This window comes from Polyangiaceae bacterium (genome assembly GCA_015075635.1).
Lineage (GTDB): Bacteria > Myxococcota_A > Polyangia > Polyangiales > Polyangiaceae > JADJKB01.
Genome location: JABTUA010000005.1, coordinates 1 through 20586, shown reverse-complemented (window position 1 = coordinate 20586; position 20586 = coordinate 1). Strand labels below are relative to the sequence as shown.

Sequence of the window (20586 nt, the reverse complement as noted above, 5' to 3'; positions counted from 1 at the left end):
TCTTCCTGCCTCCCCCGGTCGTGGGTCGCGGCGCGGCGCGCCGCGGCGCGCCGCCTGCCCCCTCCAAGCCCGTGCTCGCGCCAGTGTCGTGGAAAGGAAGCAGCGGCGAGCGGCGATGCAGGACCGGTGAGGCCGGAAGCTCCACGGCCGGCGCTGCGCGCGGGCGGAGGGGGCGCGTCGTTCCGAGACCGTGGCCGCGACCCGTACCCGGAGGCCGAGGCGCGGCCACTGCCACGGGCCCCCGTCGTCGCGCTGCCCGTGCTCAGCGGCCTGCTTGCGACCACCGTCGCGCGGCGGGTCGCTCGTCAGGGACGCCTCGGATGGCTCTTCGCGGAGTACGGCGTCTGTTTGGAACTTCATGCGACGTCAACTCAGCCTGCAACTTCAAGGTGCCGTTCTGGGACGAGTGCCAATTCGGCGACGAACATCGTCGGCAGTCAACCGTTCGCCGACGCTCCAGGCTTCGCCGAGGAACACGTCGTATTCTCCGTCGCCCGTGGTCGGCGACCACCCAACCAATGTACCTTCGGTGTCGAAAACGTACACGGGGGGCCCGGAGCCGGCGCGGATCATTATCGCATCGGGAGATGACGATGCGAGCCAGACGTAGTACTCCGCCCCGCGTATTCGAACGACTCTCAGTTCCATCGGTGCTCGGGTTCCACGCGCGAACTCGACGTAGTTCCAACTGATCGGAGCACATGCTCGACGCGCGATGTTCCTCGCATACAGCAGCCCGGCAGCCGCAGTCGTGAGTGTTAGAGCACCCACCAGGCCCAGAGTGGTGAGGCGTTGTTTTCTCTGGGCACGGTTCATTTCGTGGTGCATGCGTCGTGATCACACGCGTCTCGGCACGTCTGTGTGATGTCAAGTGCCAGCAGCGTTCCCGAGTAGTTGTCAACGAGGTCTTCAGCCCAATCGTCCGAGAAGTCACCAAACGCCTCGTACCCGAGTCCCAGCGCATTCGCGAACATTGGATTAAGCGTGCATCGCGTTATCAGGCAGCTCGCGAGGCAGTGCTTCTTCCCGTCGTCCTTGGGGTCCGGAAATGATGCCGAGGCTTGGTTGTATGCAGTGCGGGAACAAAGCCCGTGCCAAATGAAAACCGCCGCGCCAACAGCGAAGGGGTTCTTCCCCCTCGCATCGCCGAAGTTTGCCGGGTCGTTGCGCGCGTAGGAGAACAGGTTGTGCCCGCCGCTGAACCTACCTGGGTCCTTTGAGGTCCACCTCCCCACCGTGGGGTCATAGTCCCTCGCACCAAAGCTGACGTTGGACGCGAGCGTCGTACCGCGCAGCGATTTTCCCCGATGCGTTCGGGCGCTTGCGCGCCGCGCACCCAGACGTGATCGCGCCGCAGGAAGTCGAAACCCGGGACACGTGTTTTCGGCCGCGCGCCGGCGCGCGCGAGCGCTGGCCTCGTTGCCGACCACCCTCCCGCCGAGTTCGAGCATTCTTGGATTGTAGCCGCGTTCGCGAGGGGCGGCTAAAGGAGAAAACCGGCCCTGCCGGTGCTACCGTCGCCCTCGTGCCGTCGTTCTCGCACGAAGCGCTGGTCGAGCTGTTTCGCAACTTCCCGGAGCTGGCTCCGATGCTGCTACGCAGCGCGCTCGGCCTCGAGCTGCCGGCATACACCTCGGTGCGGCTCGAGTCGGCGGACCTCACGCAGATCGCGCCCGCGGAGTACCACGCCGATCTCGTCCTCTTGCTCGAGGACGAGCGGCCCGTGCTCGGCATCGTGCTCGAGGTGCAGCTCGAGGCGAAGCAGCGGAAACGCTTCACCTGGCCCGTGTACGTGGCGGGGCTGCGCGCACGGCTCAAGTGCGAGGCGTGCGTGCTCGTGGTCGCCCCGAGCGACGACGTCGCGACCTGGGCCGTGGCGCCCATCGTGCTCGGTCCCGGAGCCAGCCTGCGGCCGCTGGTGCTCGGGCCCAGCTCCATTCCGAGCGTGGTCGAGCTCGACGAGGCGAGGCGCGCGCCCGAGCTCGCGGTGCTTTCGGCGCTGGCGCACTCCGACGACGCCCGCGTGGCGTTCGCGGCAATGCTGGCAGCACTGGATCTGCCCGACGAGCGGGCGCTGCTATACTCGGACTGGATCCGCGCCTCGCTCGGCCAAGCCGTGCGAGCCGCCCTGGAGGAGCTGATGGAAACGCGAGGACACGAGTTTCAGAGCGAGTTTGCCCGCAAGCACGACGCCCGCGGGCGAGCCACCGGTCGCGCCGAGTCGATTCTCTCCTTCCTCGATGCTCGTGGCCTCGTCGTCAGCGATGACCAGCGCCAGCGCATCCTCGGCTGCACGGATCTCGAGCAGCTCGACAAGTGGGTGCGCAGGGCCGCGACCGTCTCGAGCACCGACGAGCTGTTCGTGGAGTGAGCTCCTCCGCGCAGCGTGCTCGCGCCGCGCCGCACACCGAGGAGCGGAGCCCGCCGCCCGCGCGGAAACATAATCCCCCTGGATTATGTTTAGCGAGCGAGGGCACCGCCGGCGCGGGGCTTGCCAGCGAGCCGCCTCGACGAGCTCGGCGCTGCAAGCCCCGTGACGGCGGCGACGCGCATAAGCCGGCTTATGCGCGGAGCCGAGCGAGCGACGCGCGGGCGGCGGGCGGAGCGGCACGCGACGACAAGCGTGGGCGCGCTCCGCGCCGCACCGCGACGGCTGCCGCGCCGCGCTGGCGCCCATCGCCGTCGCCGCTCAGTGCCGGACCAGCCGCGCAGTGTGCGCTCACGCTGCGTCTTCGCCGCCGCCGCTGCCGCTGCTGCCGCTGCTGCCGTCGCGTTCCGGCTTGGCGCGCGCGAGCCGCGCTCCCGGGTGCGTCTCCGTGTGCACCGCCTTGAGCTTCCGGATCGAAACGTGGGTGTAGATCTCGGTCGTCCCGAGCTCGGCGTGGCCGAGCATCTCCTGGATGTGCCGGATGTCGGCGCCGTGCTCGAGCATCGCCGTCGCCATCGCGTGGCGGAAGAGGTGGCACGAGCCGCTCTTTCCGAGCTCCGCCCGGTCGATGTAGCTCCGGATCAGGTGCGTCAGCGGATCGGGCTCGAAGGCCTCGCCGAAGCGCGTGATGAAGAGCACCCCCTGGTCGGGCGGTACCAGCAGCGCCGGCCGCGCCTCACCCAGGTACTTCTCGATCCACGCCAGCGCTCGCTCGCCGATGGGCACCATGCGCTCGCGATCGCCCTTGCCGCGCACGAGCACCGTGCCCCGCTCGACGTCGATGTCGTAGACGCTCAGCCGGATGAGCTCGCTCCGGCGCATCCCCGTCGACCAGAGCGTCTCCATCATCGCTCGGTCACGGATGCCGAAGGCGTCGCTCGTGTCCGGCAGCCCGAGCACCTGCTCGATCTCGGCTTCGCCGAGCACGTGCCGCGGCAGGCGCTTGCCGAGCCGCGGCATGTCCAGATCGCTCGCGGGGTTCGAGAGGATCACGTTCTGGCGCGCGAGCCAGCGGAAGTACGTCCTGAGCGCCACCAGCCGCGCCGACTGCGCCCTAAACGACAGCGGCTTGCCGTCGGGCTTTCGCAGGTGAAACAGGTGCCGCTGGTAGCGCTCCAGGATCGGCTTGGTGATCTCCACCGGCCGCGTGATGCTGCGCGCCTCCGCCCACTCGATGAAGAGCGCGAGGTAGCCCTCGCGATTCTCGATGGTGCGCTCGGAGAAGTTCCGCACGCGCAGCGCGTCCACGTGGCGCCGCGCCCAGATCCAGAGCCCGTTCGGATCGGCTGCGCTCGCCGGCGGCCGGCGCCGCCGCTCACCCCGCCGCGGCATCGCGCGCACCTCGCGCCACGGCAGCGGCGGCTAAGGAGGAAACTGCCGGTACGACCGCGGCGTTGTTCGCGGTCCGCAGACGTGACTTCCTGCTCGTGACGAGCTCGAGATCGCGATTCGAGCTGTTTTGCTGGGCGTTCGATGCGCTCTCGTCACCCCGACTGACCCCCGGCCGGGTACCGACCGGGGGCCGACCGACCCCCGTGAAGTCGTCCTCCGACCCCCGTGAAGTTGCCGTCGTACCGAGCGCGTCCAGATCGAGGAGACCCGGCAGAAACGCCTCGCCGTCGCGCCCCTCGCCCGCGTACGCGAGCTCGTACACGAAGCCCTGGCCCTGCCGGCCGCGGTGCACGGCCAGGAACTCCATCTCGACCAGGCGCCCGAGGTGCACCTTGAGCTGCGTGTTGCTGAGCCCGGTCCGCTCGCGCACCTCGCGCCGGCTGAAGCGGAAGTCGGCGCGGTCCACACCGAAGCGATCGCAGCCCTCGGTCACCATCCGCTCGAGCTCCTCGAGCAGACTCCGCGTCCCGGGCGGAAGCTCGTCGAGCGTTTTCCCGAGCACCTCGTGACAGAGGCGGTTCGCGATGCGGATGTCGTCCCGCGTCGCCTCGATGTACGAGACGCGCTCGCCACCCCGCTCGGCGGTCTTCACCGGCCGCTGGTGCTGGTGGAGCAGCGTGATCGCGCTGATCAGCGCCAGGTACTTCATGTGATCCCGGCGCGTGCGGGTCTGGTGATCGAGGAAGGTGAGCTCGCGGGCGAAAGGATTCACGACGGAGAGCGGACGAAGCAGGCGCTGCGCGTTCTGGTGAAGCTCGATCAGGCGGCTTCGCTCCTGCCGCCGGAGCAGCCCCTCGAGCGTCTGCTCCTCTCGCTGTCGCTCGTGGATCGCCCGCGTCTGCTCCCGCCCCTCGTCCACCGAGAGCACCACGCAGCGGTTGAGCAGCTCCTCGTCCACGTCGACCGCCGTCGTCGTGAGGAAGATCATCACCGGCCCTTCCACGTGGTATTCCTGCGTCACCAGCCGCCCCGTCGTCGGATCCTTCCCGGTGCTCGCGATCGTGAGCTCCCCCTCGCTCTGGAGCAGCTTCAGCGCGTAGCTCGCGCGCTCCGCTCCCTCCTCCTCCGCGATGGACAGGATCTTGTGCGCCAGGTGCATCTCGCCCATGTAGAACAGGCTCTGGCCCGTCATCGCCGAGTACGCGACGCGCTCCTCGTCCGGCATCAGCCTCAGAATCGCTTCCATCAGCGAGCTCTTGCCCGCCGCGCTCGCGCTCTGGATCACCACCGCGAGCGGCTGCGCCAGCTTGCGGCTCGTCGCCGCCAGGTAGCCGACGAGCTTGTTCGTGTCTTCGCCGACCACCCCGCACTTCCCGAGGTCTTCGACGATCCTCTCGACCAGGCGCGGATCGGAGAGCAGCGCGAGCGCCGCCGTGCGCTCCGCTTCGCTGATCTCGACCGCCGGGACCTCCTTCGTCGAGCGCGCCGCTTCTTCCTGCTGCGCTTCCAGCCGGAGCAGGAGCTCGCCGAGATCGCGCTTGACCACACGCTCCTCGACCCCGAGCTCCTCGGCGGCCTGCCGCAGGTACGCGCCCCGCTGCCGCGCCGAGTACAGCTCCAGCGTGTCGACGTGAAAGCCCGCCCCCTCGCGCGAGACCAGCACGTTGACGCGCAACACCCCGGGTGTCGCGTTCTTCGAGAGCCCGCGCACCCGCCAGCGTCGATCGCCGAAGCTGACCACCAGCTCGTCGCTGCTCGGTCGCGCCTCGGGCGGCAACCTGGGATCAGCGGCTAAAGAGGGAAGGGCGCTGGGCTCGCACTCTGGCGCGGGCGCAGCGGACAGCTCAACCACCGGCGCCTCGAGCGCCTCCCCGATGGCCGGCCTCCGCTCCGGCGCTTTGCCCTTGCCCAGCCACTCGGCGTTCCGCAGCACGAGCCCGAGACTCTTCTCGGCCGGGCCGAGCTTCAGGGCGTACTCGTTCGCGTCCATGCCCTTCGGAAACACCACCCGCCACGCCTCGACGCCGCCCGCGATCAGCTCCGCCGCGAGCTTCTCCGCCCCGCGTTCCCCCGCCTCGTCGCGATCGAAGGCGATGAAGACCCGCTCGATGCCATGGCGCACGAAGGCCTCCCGGTGGTCGTCCGTGAAGCCCTCGATGCCGTAGCACGCCGTGACGTTCCGGTAACCCGCGCACCAAAACGTCATCGCGTCGAGCAGCGACTCGCACACGATGAGCTCCCGGCTCGCCTTCAGCGCTTCCCAGTTCCAGACGCCCCGGTGCGGCCCGGGCAGGTACAGGTGCAGCGGCGTGCCCTCGCGGAGGTCATCGCGGATCTTGCGGCCGTACATCTCCACGACCTGGCCGCTTTCGTCGAAGATCGGCACCACCAGCGAGCCGTTCAGGTGCTCGTGCCCGCTCTCGCGATACACCCCGAGCGCGATCAGCCGCCCGCGCATCTCGGCGCCAGCGTCGCGATTGCGAGCCGGCAGCCGGTAGCCCAGCGTGCGGTTCGCGTGGCCCAGGCGGAAGCGCTCCACCAGCTCCGGGTGCCGGAGCCCGCGCCGGGCCAGGTACTCGAGCGCCTCCGGGCTCTGCTTCAGCGTCTCGTGGTAGTACTCCGCCACCCGTCCGAGCAAGACCGCGTCGTCCGCGCTTCGCTCGAAGGGCGCCTCGAGCTTCGCGACCGTCGACCGCTTCGGGGGTGAGCCCGTCGGTGTCGCCCGGGTCGCAGCTAAAGAGGGAAGGTCGGCGCGCAGCAGCTCCACCGCGTGCCGAAACGAAACCCCCTCCGCCTTGATCACCCAGTCGATCACGCTCCCGCCCGTCTGGCACTCCCCCAGGCAATGCCAGAGGTTCTTGTCGGGCGTGATCACCAGGCTCGGCTCGCGGTCGTCGTGAAACGGGCACCGCCCGAGCAAGTCCTTGCCGTGCCGCTCGAGCTTCACGCCCCGCGCCGCCGCCAGCCGCTCCAGCGAAACCCGCGTCTTTAGCTGCTCGATCTCGTCGTCGGGGATCCGGGCCATCGCGCCTCCCGCAGCAAAAAGCTGTCAAGCACCATCTTCGCAATTCCAGCCGTGTTGACGGATATACGATTTTCGTGTACCTGTGCCAAGCGATTTCCGGAGGTGCCCCTACAATGCGCTCACACGCACGATGGCCCGCAAGAGCTCCGCCTCCGCTCGCTCGAAAGCCGCTCGCTCCGCCAACGGTGAAGAGATGTTCGGGGACCGGCTAGCCCGCCTCCGCAAGGCCCGCGGCTACACCCAGACCGAGCTCGGCGAGCTGCTCGGCATCTCCCAGCGCGTCGTCACCTACTACGAGCGCGAGAGCGGCAGGCCCCCGGGACACCTGCTGCCCAAGCTCGCCGAAATCCTCGGCGTTAGCGTCAACGTGTTGCTCGGCAACGAGCGCGAGCGTGAGCCCGTCCACCCCCGCCACACCCGCCTCTGGCGCAAGCTCCGCGAGGTCGAGAAGCTCCCCGACGCCGACCGCAAGACCATCGTCCGCATGATCGACGCCCTGCTCGCTCGCCAGAAGCTCGAGAAGCGCGCGGGGTGAGAGAGCGGGTCACACCAGGACTAGGGAGACCCCGGCTCGGCCGGTTCTCGGCGAAAGACAACGCCAGCCGAGTTCACGAACTCAACTATCAGACGGCGAACGTGCCCATCGACTACTACCGCAATCCGAGACCCCTCCCGGACAGAGATGAATGTGTCGTCCTTGTCGCCTTCAGCCGCCACTGCAACGCGAGCGGTCCAACCGAAGGCGGTCGGTTGGACGGACTGGACCTTGACGGTCGCATTGAGCGGACCATCCAAGTACGGCTCATCGACAACAAGGAAGAACCCGCCCGGTCCGGCATCAACTTCACGGAGATCGTGGATCGCGACGCCAACCGCTCGTGACTCGGGGCTGCCGGGGGCAGGCACTTCTGCCGTGCTGCTCTCCGCCACCTTGGGACAAATAACCTTGGGGCCAAGCCAACGACGAGTCCCCAGGGCCGCCATTGCCGCTACGCTGACCAGTCCGGCGACGAACCAGGCCATGGTCCGCTTCTGCACGACAGAACCCATGGTGCGAGCCGTCTAAGGGCCGGCTGACGCCCAGTCGCCCTTCTCACACTTCTCCTCACAGTTCTTGATGCAGCCCAAATGGCCCTCCTTGCAGAGGTCGTAGGCGATCTTGTCGCAATCGTCTTCAGTGTCACTTCCTCCCGAACACCAGTCTGGTTTCTGCTTCTGCTTCTTGCACTTCTCTTTCTCCTTCTTCACGCAGTCGTGCTGGATGTCCACGCAGTGAGGAGTGCAATTGTCCATGCACTTCTGCGAGACCTTGCGCCCGTCGAAGTCGAACAGGTTGATCGGGTCACCGTCCGCATACGAGTAGGCGCCACTTCGATACGACTCAACCCAGTGTCCACCAGTTCTCCTCAATGGATCCTGGGCGGTCCACCTCCCCACCGTCGGGTCGTAGTCTCTCGCACCGAAGCTGACGTTGGACGCGAGCGTCGTACTGCGCAGCGATTTCCCCCGATGCGTTCGCGCACTTCTGCGCCGCGCACCCAGACACGCTCGGGGCGCGCGAAGTCGAAACCCCGGACGCGTGTTTTCGCCCACGCGCCGGCGCGCGCGCGGGCTGAGCTCGCCGTCGATCACCCTCCCGTCGCGCTCCAGCATTCTCGGATTGTAGCTGGGTTCGGGAGAGGCGGCTAAAGGAGAAATCCCCGCGTCCCGATGCTACCTTCGGCCCGTGCCGTCGTTCTCGCACGAAGCGCTGGTCGAGCTGTTTCGCAACTTCCCGGAGTTGGCGCCCATGCTCTTGCGCAGCGCCCTCGGCCTCGAGCTGCCGGCCTACACTTCCGTGCGACTCGAGTCCGCGGATCTGACGCAGATCGCGCCGGCGGAGTACCACGCCGATCTCGTGCTGCTGCTCGAGGACGAGCGGCCCGTGCTCGGCATCGTGCTCGAGGTGCAGCTCGAAGCGAAGCAGCGCAAGCGCTTCACCTGGCCCGTGTACGTGGCCGGGCTCCGGGCTCGGCTCGAGTGCGAGGCGTGCGTGCTCGTGGTCGCCCCGAGCGACGACGTCGCGACCTGGGCCGTGGCACCCATCGTGCTCGGGCCCGGGGCCAGCCTGCGGCCGCTGGTGCTCGGGCCGAGCTCGATCCCCAGCGTCGTCGAGCTCGACGAGGCGAGGCGCGCCCCCGAGCTCGCGGTGCTCTCGGCCCTGGCGCACGCCGACGACGCCCGCGTGGCGTTCGCGGCGATGCTGGCGGCGCTGGATCTGCCCGACGAGCGGGCGCTGCTATACTCGGACTGGATCCGCGCCTCGCTCGGTCAAGCCGTGCGAGCCGCCCTGGAGGAGCTGATGGATACGCGAGGACACGAGTTCCAGAGCGAGTTTGCCCGCAAACACGACGCCCGCGGGCGAGCCACCGGCCGCGCCGAGTCGATTCTCTCCTTCCTCGACGCCCGCGGCCTCGTCGTCAGCGACGACCAGCGCCAGCGCATCCTCGACTGCACGGATCTCGAGCAGCTCGACAAGTGGGTGCGCAAGGCCGCGACCGTCTCGACCACCGACGAGCTGTTCGCGGAGTGAGTCTCCGCGCGGCACAGCGGGCACGCGCCGCGCCGTACAGAGAGGAGCGGAGCCCGCCGCCCGCGCGGAAACATAATCCCCCTGGATTATGTTTAGCGAGCGAGGGCACCGCCGGCACGGGGCTTGCCAGCGAGCCGCATCGACGAGCTCGGCGCTGCAAGCCCCGTGACGGCGGCGACGCGCATAAGGCGCCTTATGCGCGGAGCCGAGCGAGCGACGCGCGGGCGGCGGGCGGAGCGGCACGCGCCGGCAAGCGTGTGCGCGCTCCGCGCCGCGCCGCGACGTCTGCCGCGCCGTGCTGGCGCACCTCGCCGTCGCCGCTCAGTGCCGGGCCAGCCGCACGGGGACGCTCGCTCACGCTGCATCCTCGCCGCCACCGCTGCCGCTGTCGTCGCGCTCCGGCTTGGCACGCGCGAGCCGCGCTCCCGGGTGCGTCTCGGTGTGCACGGCCTTGAGCTTCCGGATCGAGACGTGGGTGTAGATCTCGGTCGTCCCGAGCTCGGCGTGGCCCAGCATCTCCTGGATGTGCCGGATGTCGGCGCCGTGCTCCAGCATCGCCGTCGCCATCGCGTGCCGGAAGAGGTGGCAAGACCCGCTCTTTCCGAGCTCCGCCCGGTCGATGTAGCTCCGGATCAGGTGCGTCAGCGGATCGGGCTCGAAGGCCTCGCCGAAGCGCGTGATGAAGAGCACCCCCTGGTCGGGCGGTACCAGCAGCGCCGACCGCGCCTCACCCAGGTACTTCTCGATCCACGCCAGCGCTCGCTCGCCGATGGGCACCATGCGCTCGCGATCGCCCTTGCCGCGCACGAGCACCGTGCCCCGCTCGACGTCGATGTCGTAGACGCTCAGCCGGATGAGCTCGCTCCGGCGCATCCCCGTCGACCAGAGCGTCTCCATCATCGCTCGGTCACGGATACCGAAGGCGTCGCTCGTGTCCGGCAGCCCGAGCACCTGCTCGATCTCTCCTTCGTCGAGCACGTGCCGCGGCAGACGCTTGCCCAGCCGCGGCATGTCCAGATCGCTCGCGGGGTTCGAGAGGATCACGTTCTGGCGCGCGAGCCAGCGGAAGTAAGCCCTGAGCGCCACGAGCCGCGCCGACTGCGCTCGAAACGACAGCGGCTTGCCGTCGGGCTTTCGCAGGTGAAACAGGTGCCGCTGGTAGCGCTCCAGGATCGGCTTGGTGATCTCCACCGGCCGCGTGATGCTCCGCGCCTCCGCCCACTCGATGAAGAGCGCGAGGTAGCCCTCGCGGCTCTCGATGGTGCGCTCAGAGAAGTTCCGGACGCGCAGCGCGTCCACGTAGCGCCGCGCCCAGATCCAGAGCCCGTTCGGGTCGGCCGCGCTCGCCGGCGGGCGGCGCTTCCGCTCACCCCGCCGCGGCATCGCGCGCACTTCGCGCCCCAGCGGTGGCGGCTAAGGAGGAAACTGCCGGTACGACCGCAGTGTTGTTCGCGGTCCGCAGACGTGACTTCCTGCTCGTTACGACCTCGAGAGCGCGATTCGGGCTGTTTTGCTGGGCGTTCGATGCGCTCTCGTCACCCCGACCGCCCGCCGACCGGGGGCCGACCGGGCGCCGACCGACCCCCGCGAAGTCGCCCTCCGACCCCCGTGAAGTCTCGGTCGTACCGGGCGCGCCCAGGTCGAGGAGCCCCGGCAGGAACGCCTCACCGTCGCGGCCCTCGCCCGCGTACACGAGCTCGTACACGAAGCCCTGGCCCTGCCGGCCGCGGTGCACCGCCAGAAACTCCATCTCGACCAGGCGCCCGAGGTGCACCTTGAGCTGCGTGTTGCTGAGCCCCGTTCGCTCGCGCACCTCGCGCCGGCTGAAGCGAAAATCGGCGCGGTCCACGCCGAAGCGCTCGCAGCCCTCGGTCACCATGCGCTCGAGCTCTTCGAGCAGCCGCCGCGCGCCCGGCGGAAGCTCGTCCAGAGTCTTGCCGAGCACCTCGTGGCAGAGACGGTTCGCGAGGCGGATGTCGCCCTCCGTCACCTCGATGTACGAGACCCGCTCGCCCCCGCGCTCCGCCGTCCTCACCGGCCGCTGGTGCTGGTGGAGCAGCGCGATCGCGTTGATCAGCCCGAGGTACTTCATGTGGTCCCGCCGCGTCCGCGTCTGGTGGTCCAGGAAGGTCAGCTCCCGCGCGAAGGGGTTCACGACGGAGAGAGGACGCAGCAGCCGCTGCGCGTTCTGGTGCAGCTCGATCAGTCGGCTTCGCTCCTGCCGCCGCAGGAGTCCCTCGAGCGTCTGCTCCTCGCGCTGCCGCTCGTGGATCGCCCGCGTCTGCTCGCGCCCCTCGTCCACGCTCAGCACCACGCAGCGGTTGAGCAGCTCCTCGTCCACGTCCACCGCCGTCGTCGTGAGGAAGATCATCACCGGCCCTTCCACGTGGTACTCCTGCGTCACCAGCCTTCCGGTCGCCGGATCTTTCCCCGTGCTCGCGATCGTCAGCTCCCCCTCGCTCTGCAAGAGCTTCAACGCGTAGCTCGCACGCTCCGCTCCCTCCTCCTCCGCGATGGCCAGGATCTTGTGCGCCAGATCCATCTCGCCCATGTAGAACAGGCTCTGACCCGTCATCGCCGAGTACGCCACGCGCTCCTCGTCCGGCATCAACCGGAGCACCGCCTCCATCAGCGAGCTCTTGCCCGCCGCGCTCGCGCTCTGGATCACCACCGCCAGCGGCCTCACCAGCTTACGGCTCGTTGCCGCCAGGTAGCCGACGAGCTTGTTCGTCTCCTCGCCCACCACCCCGCACTTCCCGAGGTCTTCCACGATCCGCTCGACCAGGCGCGGATCGGAGAGCAGCCCGAGCGCCGCCGCGCGATCCGCTTCGCTGATCTCGACCGCCGGAACTTCCTTCGTCGAGCGCGCCGCTTCTTCCTGCTGCGCTTCCAGTCGGAGCAGCAGCTCGCCGAGATCGCGCTTGACCACGCGTTCCTCGACCGCGAGCTCTTCGGCGGCCTGGCGCAGGTACGCGCCCCGCTGCCGCGCCGAGTACAGCTCCAGCGTGTCGACGTGGAAGCCCGCGCCCTCGCGCGAGACCAGCACGTTGACCCGCAAGACGCCGGGCGTCGCGTTCTTCGACAGCCCTCGCACACGCCAGCGCCGATCGCCGAAGCTCACCACCAGCTCGTCGCTGCTCGGGCGCGCCTCGGCTGGCGATGCGGGATCGGCGGCTAAAGAGGGTTCGCACTCTGACGCGGGCGCAGTGGACAGCTCCTCCGCCAGCGCCTCGAGCGCTTCCCCGATGGCCGCCCTCCGCTCCGGCGCCTTCCCCTTGCCGAGCCACTCGGCGTTGCGCAGCACCAGCCCCAGGCTCTTCTCCGCCGGGCCGACCTTCAGCGAAAACTCGTTCGCGTCCATCCCCTTCGGAAACACCACCCGCCACGCCTCGACTCCGCCGGCGATCAGCTCCGCCGCGAGCTTGTCCGCCCCGCGCTCCCCGGCCTCGTCGCGATCGAAGGCGATGAAGACCCGCTCGACGCCGTGGCGCCTGAAGGCCTCCCGGTGGTCGTCCGTGAAGCCCTCGATGCCGTAGCAGGCCGTGACGTTCCGGTACCCAGCGCACCAAAACGTCATCGCGTCGATCAGCGACTCGCACACGATGAGCTCCCGGCTTGCCGTGAGCGCCTCCCAGTTCCAGACGCCCCGGTGCGGCCCGGGCAGGTACAGGTGCAGCGGCGTCCCTTCGCGGAGATCATCGCGGATCTTCCGCCCGTACATCCCCACGACCTGACCACTCTCGTCGAAAATCGGCACCACCAGCGAGCCGTTCAGGTGCTCGTGCCCGCTCTGCCGGTACACCCCGAGCTCGATCAGCCGCCCCCGCAGCTCGGCGCCAGCGTCGCGATTGCGCGCTGGCAGCCGGTAGCCCAGCGTGCGGTTCGCGTGGCCCAGGCGGAAGCGCTCCACCAGCTCCGGGTGCCGGAGCCCGCGCCGCGCCAGGTACTCCAGCGCCTCCGGGCTCTGCTTCAGCGTCGCGTGGTAGTACTCCGCCACTCGCCCGAGCAGCGCCGCGTCGTCGGCGCTCCGCTCGAACGGCGCCTCGAGCTTCGTCACCGTCGACCGCTTCGGCGGCGAGCCCGCCGGCGTCGCCCGGGTCGCAGCTAAAGAAGGAAGGTCGGCCCGCAACAGCTCCACCGCATGCCGAAACGACACCCCCTCCGCCTTGATCACCCAGTCGATCACGCTCCCGCCCGTCTGACACTCCCCCAGGCAGTGCCAGAGGTTCTTATCCGGCGTGATCACCAGGCTCGGCTCTCGGTCGTCGTGAAACGGGCAGCGCCCGAGCAGATCCTTGCCGTGCCGCTCGAGCTTCACGCCCCGCGCCGCCGCCAGCCGCTCCAGCGAAACCCGCGTCTTTAGCTGCTCGATCTCGTCGTCGGGGATCCGGGCCATCGCGCCTCCCGAAGAAAAATGCTGTCAAGCACCATCTTCGCAATTCCAGCCGTGTTGACGGATATACGATTTTCGTGTACCTGTGCCAAGCGATTTCCGGAGGTGCCCCTACAATGCGCTCACACGCACGATGGCCCGCAAGAGCTCCGCCTCCGCTCGCTCGAAAGCCGCTCGCTCCGCCAACGGTGAAGAGATGTTCGGGGACCGGCTAGCCCGCCTCCGCAAGGCCCGCGGCTACACCCAGACCGAGCTCGGCGAGCTGCTCGGCATCTCCCAGCGCGTCGTCACCTACTACGAGCGCGAGAGCGGCAGGCCCCCGGGACACTTGCTGCCCAAGCTCGCCGAAATCCTCGGCGTTAGCGTCAACGTGTTGCTCGGCAACGAGCGCGAGCGTGAGCCCGTCCACCCCCGCCACACCCGCCTCTGGCGCAAGCTCCGCGAGGTCGAGAAGCTCCCCGACGCCGACCGCAAGACCATCGTCCGCATGATCGACGCCCTGCTCGCTCGCCAGAAGCTCGAGAAGCGCGCGGGGTGACCGTCCAACAGAGCGTTGGAGCTGACGGCGGCCTGCTCGGCTCTCGTCACCGAGGTGCGTCACTGATACGCGCCGCCGCAGCTCAACGCCGACGTTGGACGGGTTCGTGAAACGCCCGCAAAGCCCGACCTAGCTGCAAGACACATCGCCGAGCGTCCGACACAGCTCTCGAAGTTTTTGCTTCTCCGAGGCGTCGAGCTGCCCGAGGCGATGCCTGCGCTTGAGATCTTCCTTTAGCCGAGTGACCGGGTTCGGATCGAGTCCCGACTGGTCGCCCGAAGACCCGGATGGACCCGGAGCAGGCGCCCTCGCCTCGACCGTATCGCTTGCCGTAGCCAAAGGGTCGGCCAACAGTGGCCCATCGGCACCACGCACTGCCGCGTCCAACTCCGACGGCGCCGGCACACGGGTCTCGGTGCATGCCGAGGCGAGTGTGAGCAGACCACTCGACGCGGCGGCCACTCGCGCCATCATGACGATGTGAAAGTGACCCATTCTACGCCGCTCACCCCGAGCAAATGATGTCGCACTTCTCTGTGCAGTACGCCTCGATGTCCTTCAGAACCCCACCGCAATTCTCGTTGGCGCACTTCTCGCGCTCCGGTCCGGGGGGAACGTTTCCGCAGTTGTTGGCGATGCACTTGAGGAGTTCGGGCCACAGGTCCGCGACGCACTTCTCGTAGCAGTCCTTGTCGGGAATCGGCTTCAACCCTGTGTGATCGAACCAATTGACGGGATCGCCAAACGAGTACTCGTACAGATTCGTCGAGCGTGCGCGGAACGTGATCGGATCCTTGCTCGCCCACCTCCCCACACTCGCGTCGTAGTCCCTCGCACCAAATCGCGTCAGCCCCGTCTCCGAATCGAGCATCCCTCCCGCGAAGCCAAACGGCAGAAAATCCGCCGTTCCCGCGATCAGGGTCCGGTTGCCCCAAGCATCGAAGTCCGCGCGCCACGCCACCGCCCCAGTCACCACGTCGACGAGCGCCCTCGGCGAGCCAAGGTGATCCGAGAGCACCCGGTACGTCACGCCACCGCGGACCATGTACTCGGGCACGTTGCTCTTCGAGCCGTAGACAAACCTCGCGACGAGCGCCCCGCTCCCATCGAGCTCCGCGACCGGGTTGAGCTGGTTGCGGTAGAGCCAGGCCCGCTCGAGGACGCCGTTCTTGTTCTTGCCCACGCGGCGGTCCTGGCCGTCCACCAGGTACTGGATCACGTCGCCGCTCGGCAGGTCCACCTGCACCAGGTTTCCGCGCACGTCGTAGGTGTACGTCGTCGTGCCGGTGGAGTCCGTCTTCGTCCGCAGCTCCCCGTTCGCGGTGTACGTGTACGTCGTGCTGCCGTAGCTCAGCAGTCGGTCCTGCGCGTCGTACACCCCCGCGGTCGTCCCCGCCGGCGTGGTCAACAGCGTCCGGTTCCCATTCGGGTCGTAGTCGTAGTGCTCGAAGAGCGCGCCGTCCTTTTGCACGTCCACCAGGCGCCCGCGCAGGTCATAGGTATAGCGCCACGTGACCGCCGCCCCGCCGTTGGTCTCGACCCGCTGCACGATGCGTCCGAGCGCGTCTCGGGGGTTGGCGGCCGTATCCACCACCTCGCTGAACACCGTGCTCGCCCCCACCTTGCCGGTGGTGCTCGCGAGCTCCCCGAACGCGTTGTACGTCAACGTGTCGGTCACCAGGCCGTGGGTGCTCCCCGTGACGAGACCATTGCCCGCATTCAGCGTGATCTTCAGCGCGTCCGTGCCCGCGGGGGAGCAGGTGCTCGGCGAGGCGCAGATCAGGATGTCGTCGTTGTCGTAGCCGAAAGCGACCGGCGACGTCGTTGCGCCCACAGTGACCGTCTCGCTGGTGATCCGGAAGCTCGCGTCGTGGCCGAATGCGACGCTGCCGGCGACTGCGCCGGACCAGGTGAGGCTCTTCAGGAGCAGGCCGTCGTAGCTGTGGTCGAGGACTACACCGCTCGGATCGGTGATGCGTTGCAGGCGGCCAGGTGCGCAGCCCGGGCAGGGCGTCAGCCCGAAGTAGTCGTAGTCCACGTTGCCGGTCGGCGTCGTCAGCAGGTCGAGCTTGCCGGCCGCGTCGTAGATCCTGCCAACGAGCAACCCATCCGGTCTCGTCGTTTGCGTCAGCTGCCTATCCACGTTGCTTTGTTGCCTCCCCCGGTCGTTGCTCGCGGCGCTGCGCGCCGCTGCGCGCCGCCTGCCCCCTCCTTATCCGTGCTCGCGCCGGCGTCCGCAAGTCGGAACGGACTGTCGCGCCGATGCAGAGCCGGTGAGGTGGAAGGACCGCGGCGCCGGCGCTGCGCGCGGATGGAGGGGGCGGCTCTTGGTGAGGGCGGAGGCGCGAGGGCTGACTCGGCGCCAAACGGCAGGATGGCCGAGAGCCCGCTGGGGCGACCATGGTCAGCGATCTTGCGCCGGGCGATTGCACGCAGGAGCGAAGACGTGCACCGAAATGCGGCAGCCGCGCACCGCGGAGCGTTCCTCATGCCGCAGCATCGTCCTGAGGCACCTCGCGAACGAAGCCGCTCCGGCCGAGGGCGTCTCATACCGAACCTCTATTGCCTGGTTCGCCTCCGGCACCGAGACCTCAATCTCCAGTCCATCCGAAGACCAGCGCCGTACGTCTGCGAGCGCCACACAGGCCCCCATCCCGGCGATACCAGCAATCCAGTCGTGCGCTTCTGACGCCGAACACGGGCGAGCGGCAGTCACCTCCCACGACGGTTTGCATGCGCTGTCCGCCGTGGCGGGTTCGAGCGTGCCGGCAGCGTCGCGCCCTCCGCTCGGTTCACGGGCGTTGACCTCCGGATGCGTCAACGGATCAGCAAGCACCATCTCTCTGGGCTTCCCCTCGACCGATGCGTCACGGTGCCGCTGACTGGTCATCTCCGACCGCCAGAGCCACGCGATCAACAGAAGCACCATTGCAGCAAGGGCTTCCGGTGCCGCCCTACGGGCTGCCGATACAACTATCATGGCACTGGGACCAAGCGTCCGTGAATTTATTCTGACAATCGCCGACACACTTCTGGTAGTCCTGCCAAGCGCCCTGCTGGTCGGGCGCCGATCCAGACTGGTTGCATATGGGGAGTTTCTGGAAGTGCTCGTCCCAGCATGCATCGACACACTTGTTGAGTGTCGGCTCCAGCTTCTCAGTGCACTCGTCCTCGCAGTCTTCCTTCTTTCCCGTGCCCGAAGCGTCTCTCCGGTTGATCGGATCTCCGTCCGAGTACCGGTAGAAGTTCTTGTCGCGGGCCGCGAACGCAATTGGATCCTTGCTCGTCCACCTCCCCACCACGGGGTCATAATCGCGGGCCCCAAACCTCGTCAGCCCCGTCTCCGCATCGAGCATCCCTCCCGCGAAGCCAAACGGCAGAAAATCCGCCGCTCCCGCGATCAGCGCGCGATTGCCCCACGCATCGAAGTCCGCGCGCCACGCGACCGTTCCGGTGGCGACATCGACCAGCGCCCGCGGCGAACCCAGGTGATCACTCAGGATCCGATACGTGACGCCGCCGCGCACCACGTACTCCGGCACGTTGCTCCTCGAGCCGTAGACAAACCTCGCCATCAGGTTCCCGGCCCCATCCAGCTCCGCCACAGGGTTGAGCTGGTTCCTGAAGAGCCACGCCTTCTCGAGCACGCCGTTCTTCTTCTTGCCGACGCGGCGGTCCTGGCCGTCGACCAGGTACTGTCCTCCTGCCTCCCCCGGTCGTTGCTCGCGGCGCTTCGCGCCGCTGCGCGCCGCCTGCCCCCTCCAAGCCCGTGCTCGCGCCGGCGTCGTGGAGAGGAAGCTGCGGCGAGCGGCGATCCAAGACCGGAGATGTCGGAAGCTCCACGGCCGGCGCTGCGCGCGGGCGGAGGGGGCGGGCCGATCCGAGGCTGAGAGCACAAGTGCGACTGGAACCCGGGCGGGGGAAAAACGTCACGGCTACGCCCGGCGCTTGCAAGCGTTGGCGGTCGTCGGGCTGACCCGTCAGGAGTCATCAGCTGTCCCTGCCCCATGTCAGGTTGTTCGGTGCGCGAATACCGCTCCACCCAGCCCGGACCGTCACTGCCAGTAACGCTGCAGATGAAGCAAGGCGTGCTGCGAGCCAAGGCGCATCGGCGGAGCCGGCCACGGTGCTTTGCATGACGACCCCAACGACCAGCGCGACGGTCCCGGCGGACGCCGCAGTCGATTTGCGTTCTGCCAGCAAAAGGAATGCGGCGAGTGCTGTCCCGAGGACAAGGGGAACGAGCAAGAGGGACGGGAGCCAAACCTGTGCACCGGCTGCGGTCGCGGCGCACGAGCAGACTCCCGTCAGCGCAATGGCCTTCGCCCCCCTCCGCCTGCTCGCGCGCGCTGCGAGGTTCCATCCAACTCGCGCAGCTGAAAGCCCGCCAATCACGAAGACGGATGCGCCCCCAACGACTACCAAGACAAGGCGCGGGATGCTCCAGAACCTGATGGCCACGAAGAGTACAGCAACCGCGCTCAGTCCGACCAGCAACGCAACGGCGATTCGCTTCGGGATACTCCCATCGCCGGCCTCCGGAAGAACCAGTGCGCTCAGCATCGTGGCCAAGGTGATCATCACGAGCCACGCCTGAACGACTCCGACTGCAACCAGCAGAGCAAGCTGCGTCATTACCCCGCCTCGCCACCGCATGCGTTGGAGTCGGAATCGCACACGTCAGAGCAAATCGGCTTCTGTGCCTTCATGCAAAGGCCCAGGCACTTGTAGTAGTTGGCGCAGAAGCCAGCCAGACACGCGGGAAAGAGGTAGATGCACGCTTGTTCACAGACCGTTCGAACGACCTTCTGGCAGTCGTCGCAATTCGGATTCAGTCCCGTCGGGTCTCGACGGTTCACGGGGTCTCCACCGGCGTACGCGAACAATGACAAGTCACCTCCGCGGAACCTCACCGGATCCTTGCTCGTCCACCTCCCCACCACCGGGTCATAGTCACGAGCCCCAAACCGGGTGAGCCCCGTCTCCGGGTCCAGCATCCCTCCCGCGAAGCCAAACGGCAGGAAATCCGCCATTCCCGCGATCAGCGTGCGATTGCCCCAAGCGTCGAAGTCCGCACGCCAAGCTACGGCCCCCGTCGCGACATCGACAACCGCCCTCGGCGAACCGAGGTGGTCGCTCAGCACCCGGTACGTCACGCCCCCGCGCACCACGTACTCCGGCACGTTGCTCTTCGAGCCGTAGACAAACCTCGCGACGAGCGCGCCGCTCCCATCGAGCTCCGCCACCGGGTTGAGCTGATTCCGGAAGAGCCACGCCCGCTCGAGCACGCCGTTCTTCTTCTTGCCCACGCGGCGGTCCTGGCCGTCGACCAGGTACTGTCTTCCTGCCTCCCCCGGTCGTTGCTCGCGGCGCTTCGCGCCGCTGCGCGCCGCCTGCCCCCTCCAAGCCCGTGCTCGCGCCGGTGTCGTGGAGAGGAAGCAGCGGCGAGCGGCGATGCAAGACCGGTGAGGCCGGAAGCTCCACGGCCGGCGCTGCGCGCGGGCGGAGGGGGCGCGTCGTGCCGAGCCTAACGGCGTCGCTGCAGCGAGTCTCCCTTGGCCGGGAGGCCTTGCGTCAGTCATCGAACGGATTCCGGGTGACTCGTCGAGGAGTACGAGAGTCGGCAGGTTGGCCTCGGCGCTTGGGAGCGTCCGGCTGCGGTTCGTTCAGGCGCTCGACACCAGTCCGTTGGGCGGGTTGACGCTTCAACGCCAACCCAATCCATTTCACGACGGTCAGCACGACCCCGATCGCAAGCCCTAGTGTCGCGCTCATCGCCGACAGACCGACGAGAATCGTGCCACCCGTCCGGCGAGCAGCCGACCACGCGCCGCTCGCCGGCGCGGGCTTGCGTTGGCCGGGCGAGGGGTGCTGGCCGCCTTTCATTGTGTCGGGGCCTCACAGCACGCAGACGCCGAATCGCAGGTCGGAGCGGGGAAGTCTCCCGGCTCCTTGTCCTCGCAGAAGGACCACCGAGCAATGGCTCCGCAGAGCGCACTGCACAGACTCTTGATAACCCAGGTCTTCCCTTTCTTCTGACATCCGGCCCAGCATGAGGCCGTCACGGCAGCCTTGCAGGCGGTGCTGTCTGTCCCCGCGAGGTCGCGTCGATTGACGGGGTCGCCCGTCGCATATTCGTAGAGGCTGGCGCCATCTCCGTGGAAGATGGTGGGATCCTTCCCCGTCCACCTCCCCACACTCGCGTCGTAGTCCCTCGCACCAAATCGCGTCAGCCCCGTCTCCGAATCGAGCATCCCTCCCGCGAAGCCAAACGGCAGAAAATCCGCCGTTCCCGCGA

General features: G+C 68.1%; 16 protein-coding genes. 5 read left to right on the top strand and 11 right to left on the bottom strand.

The annotated features are described in order from the left end of the window. Positions 1-812: 812 nt before the first annotated feature. The gene (locus HS104_42480) at positions 813-1451 is read right to left on the bottom strand and encodes a hypothetical protein (protein MBE7486630.1); all 639 of its coding nucleotides are present in this window, start codon (positions 1449-1451) and stop codon (positions 813-815) included. A gap of 2 nt (positions 1452-1453) precedes the next feature. On the opposite strand from HS104_42480, the gene HS104_42475 reads away from it, so the two are divergent. Then, positions 1454-2371: a hypothetical protein gene (locus HS104_42475; protein MBE7486629.1), complete on the top strand. Its 918-nt coding sequence runs from the start codon at positions 1454-1456 to the stop codon at positions 2369-2371. Between the two features lie 348 nt (positions 2372-2719). Here HS104_42475 and xerC (HS104_42470) read toward each other — a convergent pair whose 3' ends face one another. Continuing rightward, entirely contained in the window at positions 2720-3760 is a 1041-nt protein-coding gene (xerC, locus tag HS104_42470) for a site-specific tyrosine recombinase XerC (protein ID MBE7486628.1), read from the bottom strand. Next, positions 3744-6785: a toprim domain-containing protein gene (locus HS104_42465; GenBank protein ID MBE7486627.1), complete on the bottom strand. Its 3042-nt coding sequence runs from the start codon at positions 6783-6785 to the stop codon at positions 3744-3746. The genes xerC (HS104_42470) and HS104_42465 overlap by 17 nt, the downstream gene beginning before the upstream one ends. Before the next feature lie 193 nt (positions 6786-6978). On the opposite strand from HS104_42465, the gene HS104_42460 reads away from it, so the two are divergent. Together HS104_42460 and HS104_42455 are read left to right on the top strand one after the other, a co-directional pair. Next, positions 6979-7320 carry a helix-turn-helix transcriptional regulator gene (locus HS104_42460; protein ID MBE7486626.1) on the top strand — a complete coding sequence of 114 codons (342 nt, stop codon included), beginning with the start codon at positions 6979-6981 and terminating at the stop codon, positions 7318-7320. A 101-nt stretch (positions 7321-7421) separates the two neighbouring features. Then, positions 7422-7667, top strand: a complete 246-nt coding sequence (locus tag HS104_42455) for a hypothetical protein (protein MBE7486625.1) — start codon at positions 7422-7424, stop codon at positions 7665-7667. Positions 7668-7847: 180 nt separating this feature from the next. On the opposite strand, the gene HS104_42450 is transcribed toward HS104_42455, so the two are convergent. Further along, entirely contained in the window at positions 7848-8438 is a 591-nt protein-coding gene (locus HS104_42450) for a hypothetical protein (GenBank protein MBE7486624.1), read from the bottom strand. A gap of 73 nt (positions 8439-8511) precedes the next feature. Here HS104_42450 and HS104_42445 point away from each other — a divergent pair, with 73 nt between their 5' ends. Continuing rightward, a complete protein-coding gene (locus HS104_42445; GenBank protein MBE7486623.1) occupies positions 8512-9357 on the top strand; it encodes a hypothetical protein in 846 nt (281 codons plus the stop codon). A 354-nt stretch (positions 9358-9711) separates the two neighbouring features. Here the strand turns inward: HS104_42445 and xerC (HS104_42440) are convergent, their stop codons facing one another. Together xerC (HS104_42440) and HS104_42435 are read right to left on the bottom strand one after the other, a co-directional pair. Continuing rightward, complete coding sequence (xerC, locus tag HS104_42440; protein MBE7486622.1) at positions 9712-10740, bottom strand: site-specific tyrosine recombinase XerC; 1029 nt, start codon at positions 10738-10740, stop codon at positions 9712-9714. Continuing rightward, the gene (locus HS104_42435; GenBank protein MBE7486621.1) at positions 10724-13753 is read right to left on the bottom strand and encodes a toprim domain-containing protein; all 3030 of its coding nucleotides are present in this window, start codon (positions 13751-13753) and stop codon (positions 10724-10726) included. Before HS104_42435 ends, xerC (HS104_42440) begins: the two co-directional genes overlap by 17 nt. 193 nt (positions 13754-13946) lie before the next feature. Between HS104_42435 and HS104_42430 the strand changes: the two genes are divergently transcribed. Beyond that, positions 13947-14288, top strand: a complete 342-nt coding sequence (locus HS104_42430; GenBank protein ID MBE7486620.1) for a helix-turn-helix transcriptional regulator — start codon at positions 13947-13949, stop codon at positions 14286-14288. Between the two features lie 505 nt (positions 14289-14793). Here the strand turns inward: HS104_42430 and HS104_42425 are convergent. The 5 genes from HS104_42425 to HS104_42405 form a co-directional block, all read right to left on the bottom strand. After that, positions 14794-16392, bottom strand: a complete 1599-nt coding sequence (locus HS104_42425; GenBank protein MBE7486619.1) for an RHS domain-containing protein — start codon at positions 16390-16392, stop codon at positions 14794-14796. Between the two features lie 300 nt (positions 16393-16692). Beyond that, entirely contained in the window at positions 16693-17217 is a 525-nt protein-coding gene (locus tag HS104_42420) for a hypothetical protein (protein MBE7486618.1), read from the bottom strand. A 25-nt stretch (positions 17218-17242) separates the two neighbouring features. Further along, the gene (locus HS104_42415; GenBank protein ID MBE7486617.1) at positions 17243-18184 is read right to left on the bottom strand and encodes an RHS domain-containing protein; all 942 of its coding nucleotides are present in this window, start codon (positions 18182-18184) and stop codon (positions 17243-17245) included. A 738-nt stretch (positions 18185-18922) separates the two neighbouring features. Beyond that, positions 18923-19870 (bottom strand): RHS domain-containing protein, encoded by a 948-nt coding sequence (locus HS104_42410; protein ID MBE7486616.1) that lies wholly within the window; start codon positions 19868-19870, stop codon positions 18923-18925. 300 nt (positions 19871-20170) lie between these two features. Next, positions 20171-20586: RHS repeat-associated core domain-containing protein (locus HS104_42405; GenBank protein ID MBE7486615.1), on the bottom strand; the 416-nt coding region annotated here is incomplete at its 5' end.

Excerpts from the sequence above, each read along its gene's own strand:
- HS104_42480 (MBE7486630.1), bottom strand. The coding sequence starts at position 1,451 with ATGCTCGAACTCGGCGGGAGGGTGGTCGGCAACGAGGCCAGCGCTCGC.
- xerC (MBE7486628.1), bottom strand. The coding sequence starts at position 3,760 with ATGCCGCGGCGGGGTGAGCGGCGGCGCCGGCCGCCGGCGAGCGCAGCC.
- HS104_42465 (MBE7486627.1), bottom strand. The coding sequence starts at position 6,785 with ATGGCCCGGATCCCCGACGACGAGATCGAGCAGCTAAAGACGCGGGTT.
- HS104_42460 (MBE7486626.1), top strand. The coding sequence starts at position 6,979 with ATGTTCGGGGACCGGCTAGCCCGCCTCCGCAAGGCCCGCGGCTACACC.
- HS104_42450 (MBE7486624.1), bottom strand. The coding sequence starts at position 8,438 with ATGCTGGAGCGCGACGGGAGGGTGATCGACGGCGAGCTCAGCCCGCGC.
- xerC (MBE7486622.1), bottom strand. The coding sequence starts at position 10,740 with ATGCCGCGGCGGGGTGAGCGGAAGCGCCGCCCGCCGGCGAGCGCGGCC.
- HS104_42435 (MBE7486621.1), bottom strand. The coding sequence starts at position 13,753 with ATGGCCCGGATCCCCGACGACGAGATCGAGCAGCTAAAGACGCGGGTT.
- HS104_42430 (MBE7486620.1), top strand. The coding sequence starts at position 13,947 with ATGTTCGGGGACCGGCTAGCCCGCCTCCGCAAGGCCCGCGGCTACACC.
- HS104_42420 (MBE7486618.1), bottom strand. The coding sequence starts at position 17,217 with ATGGTGCTTCTGTTGATCGCGTGGCTCTGGCGGTCGGAGATGACCAGT.
- HS104_42410 (MBE7486616.1), bottom strand. The coding sequence starts at position 19,870 with ATGACTGACGCAAGGCCTCCCGGCCAAGGGAGACTCGCTGCAGCGACG.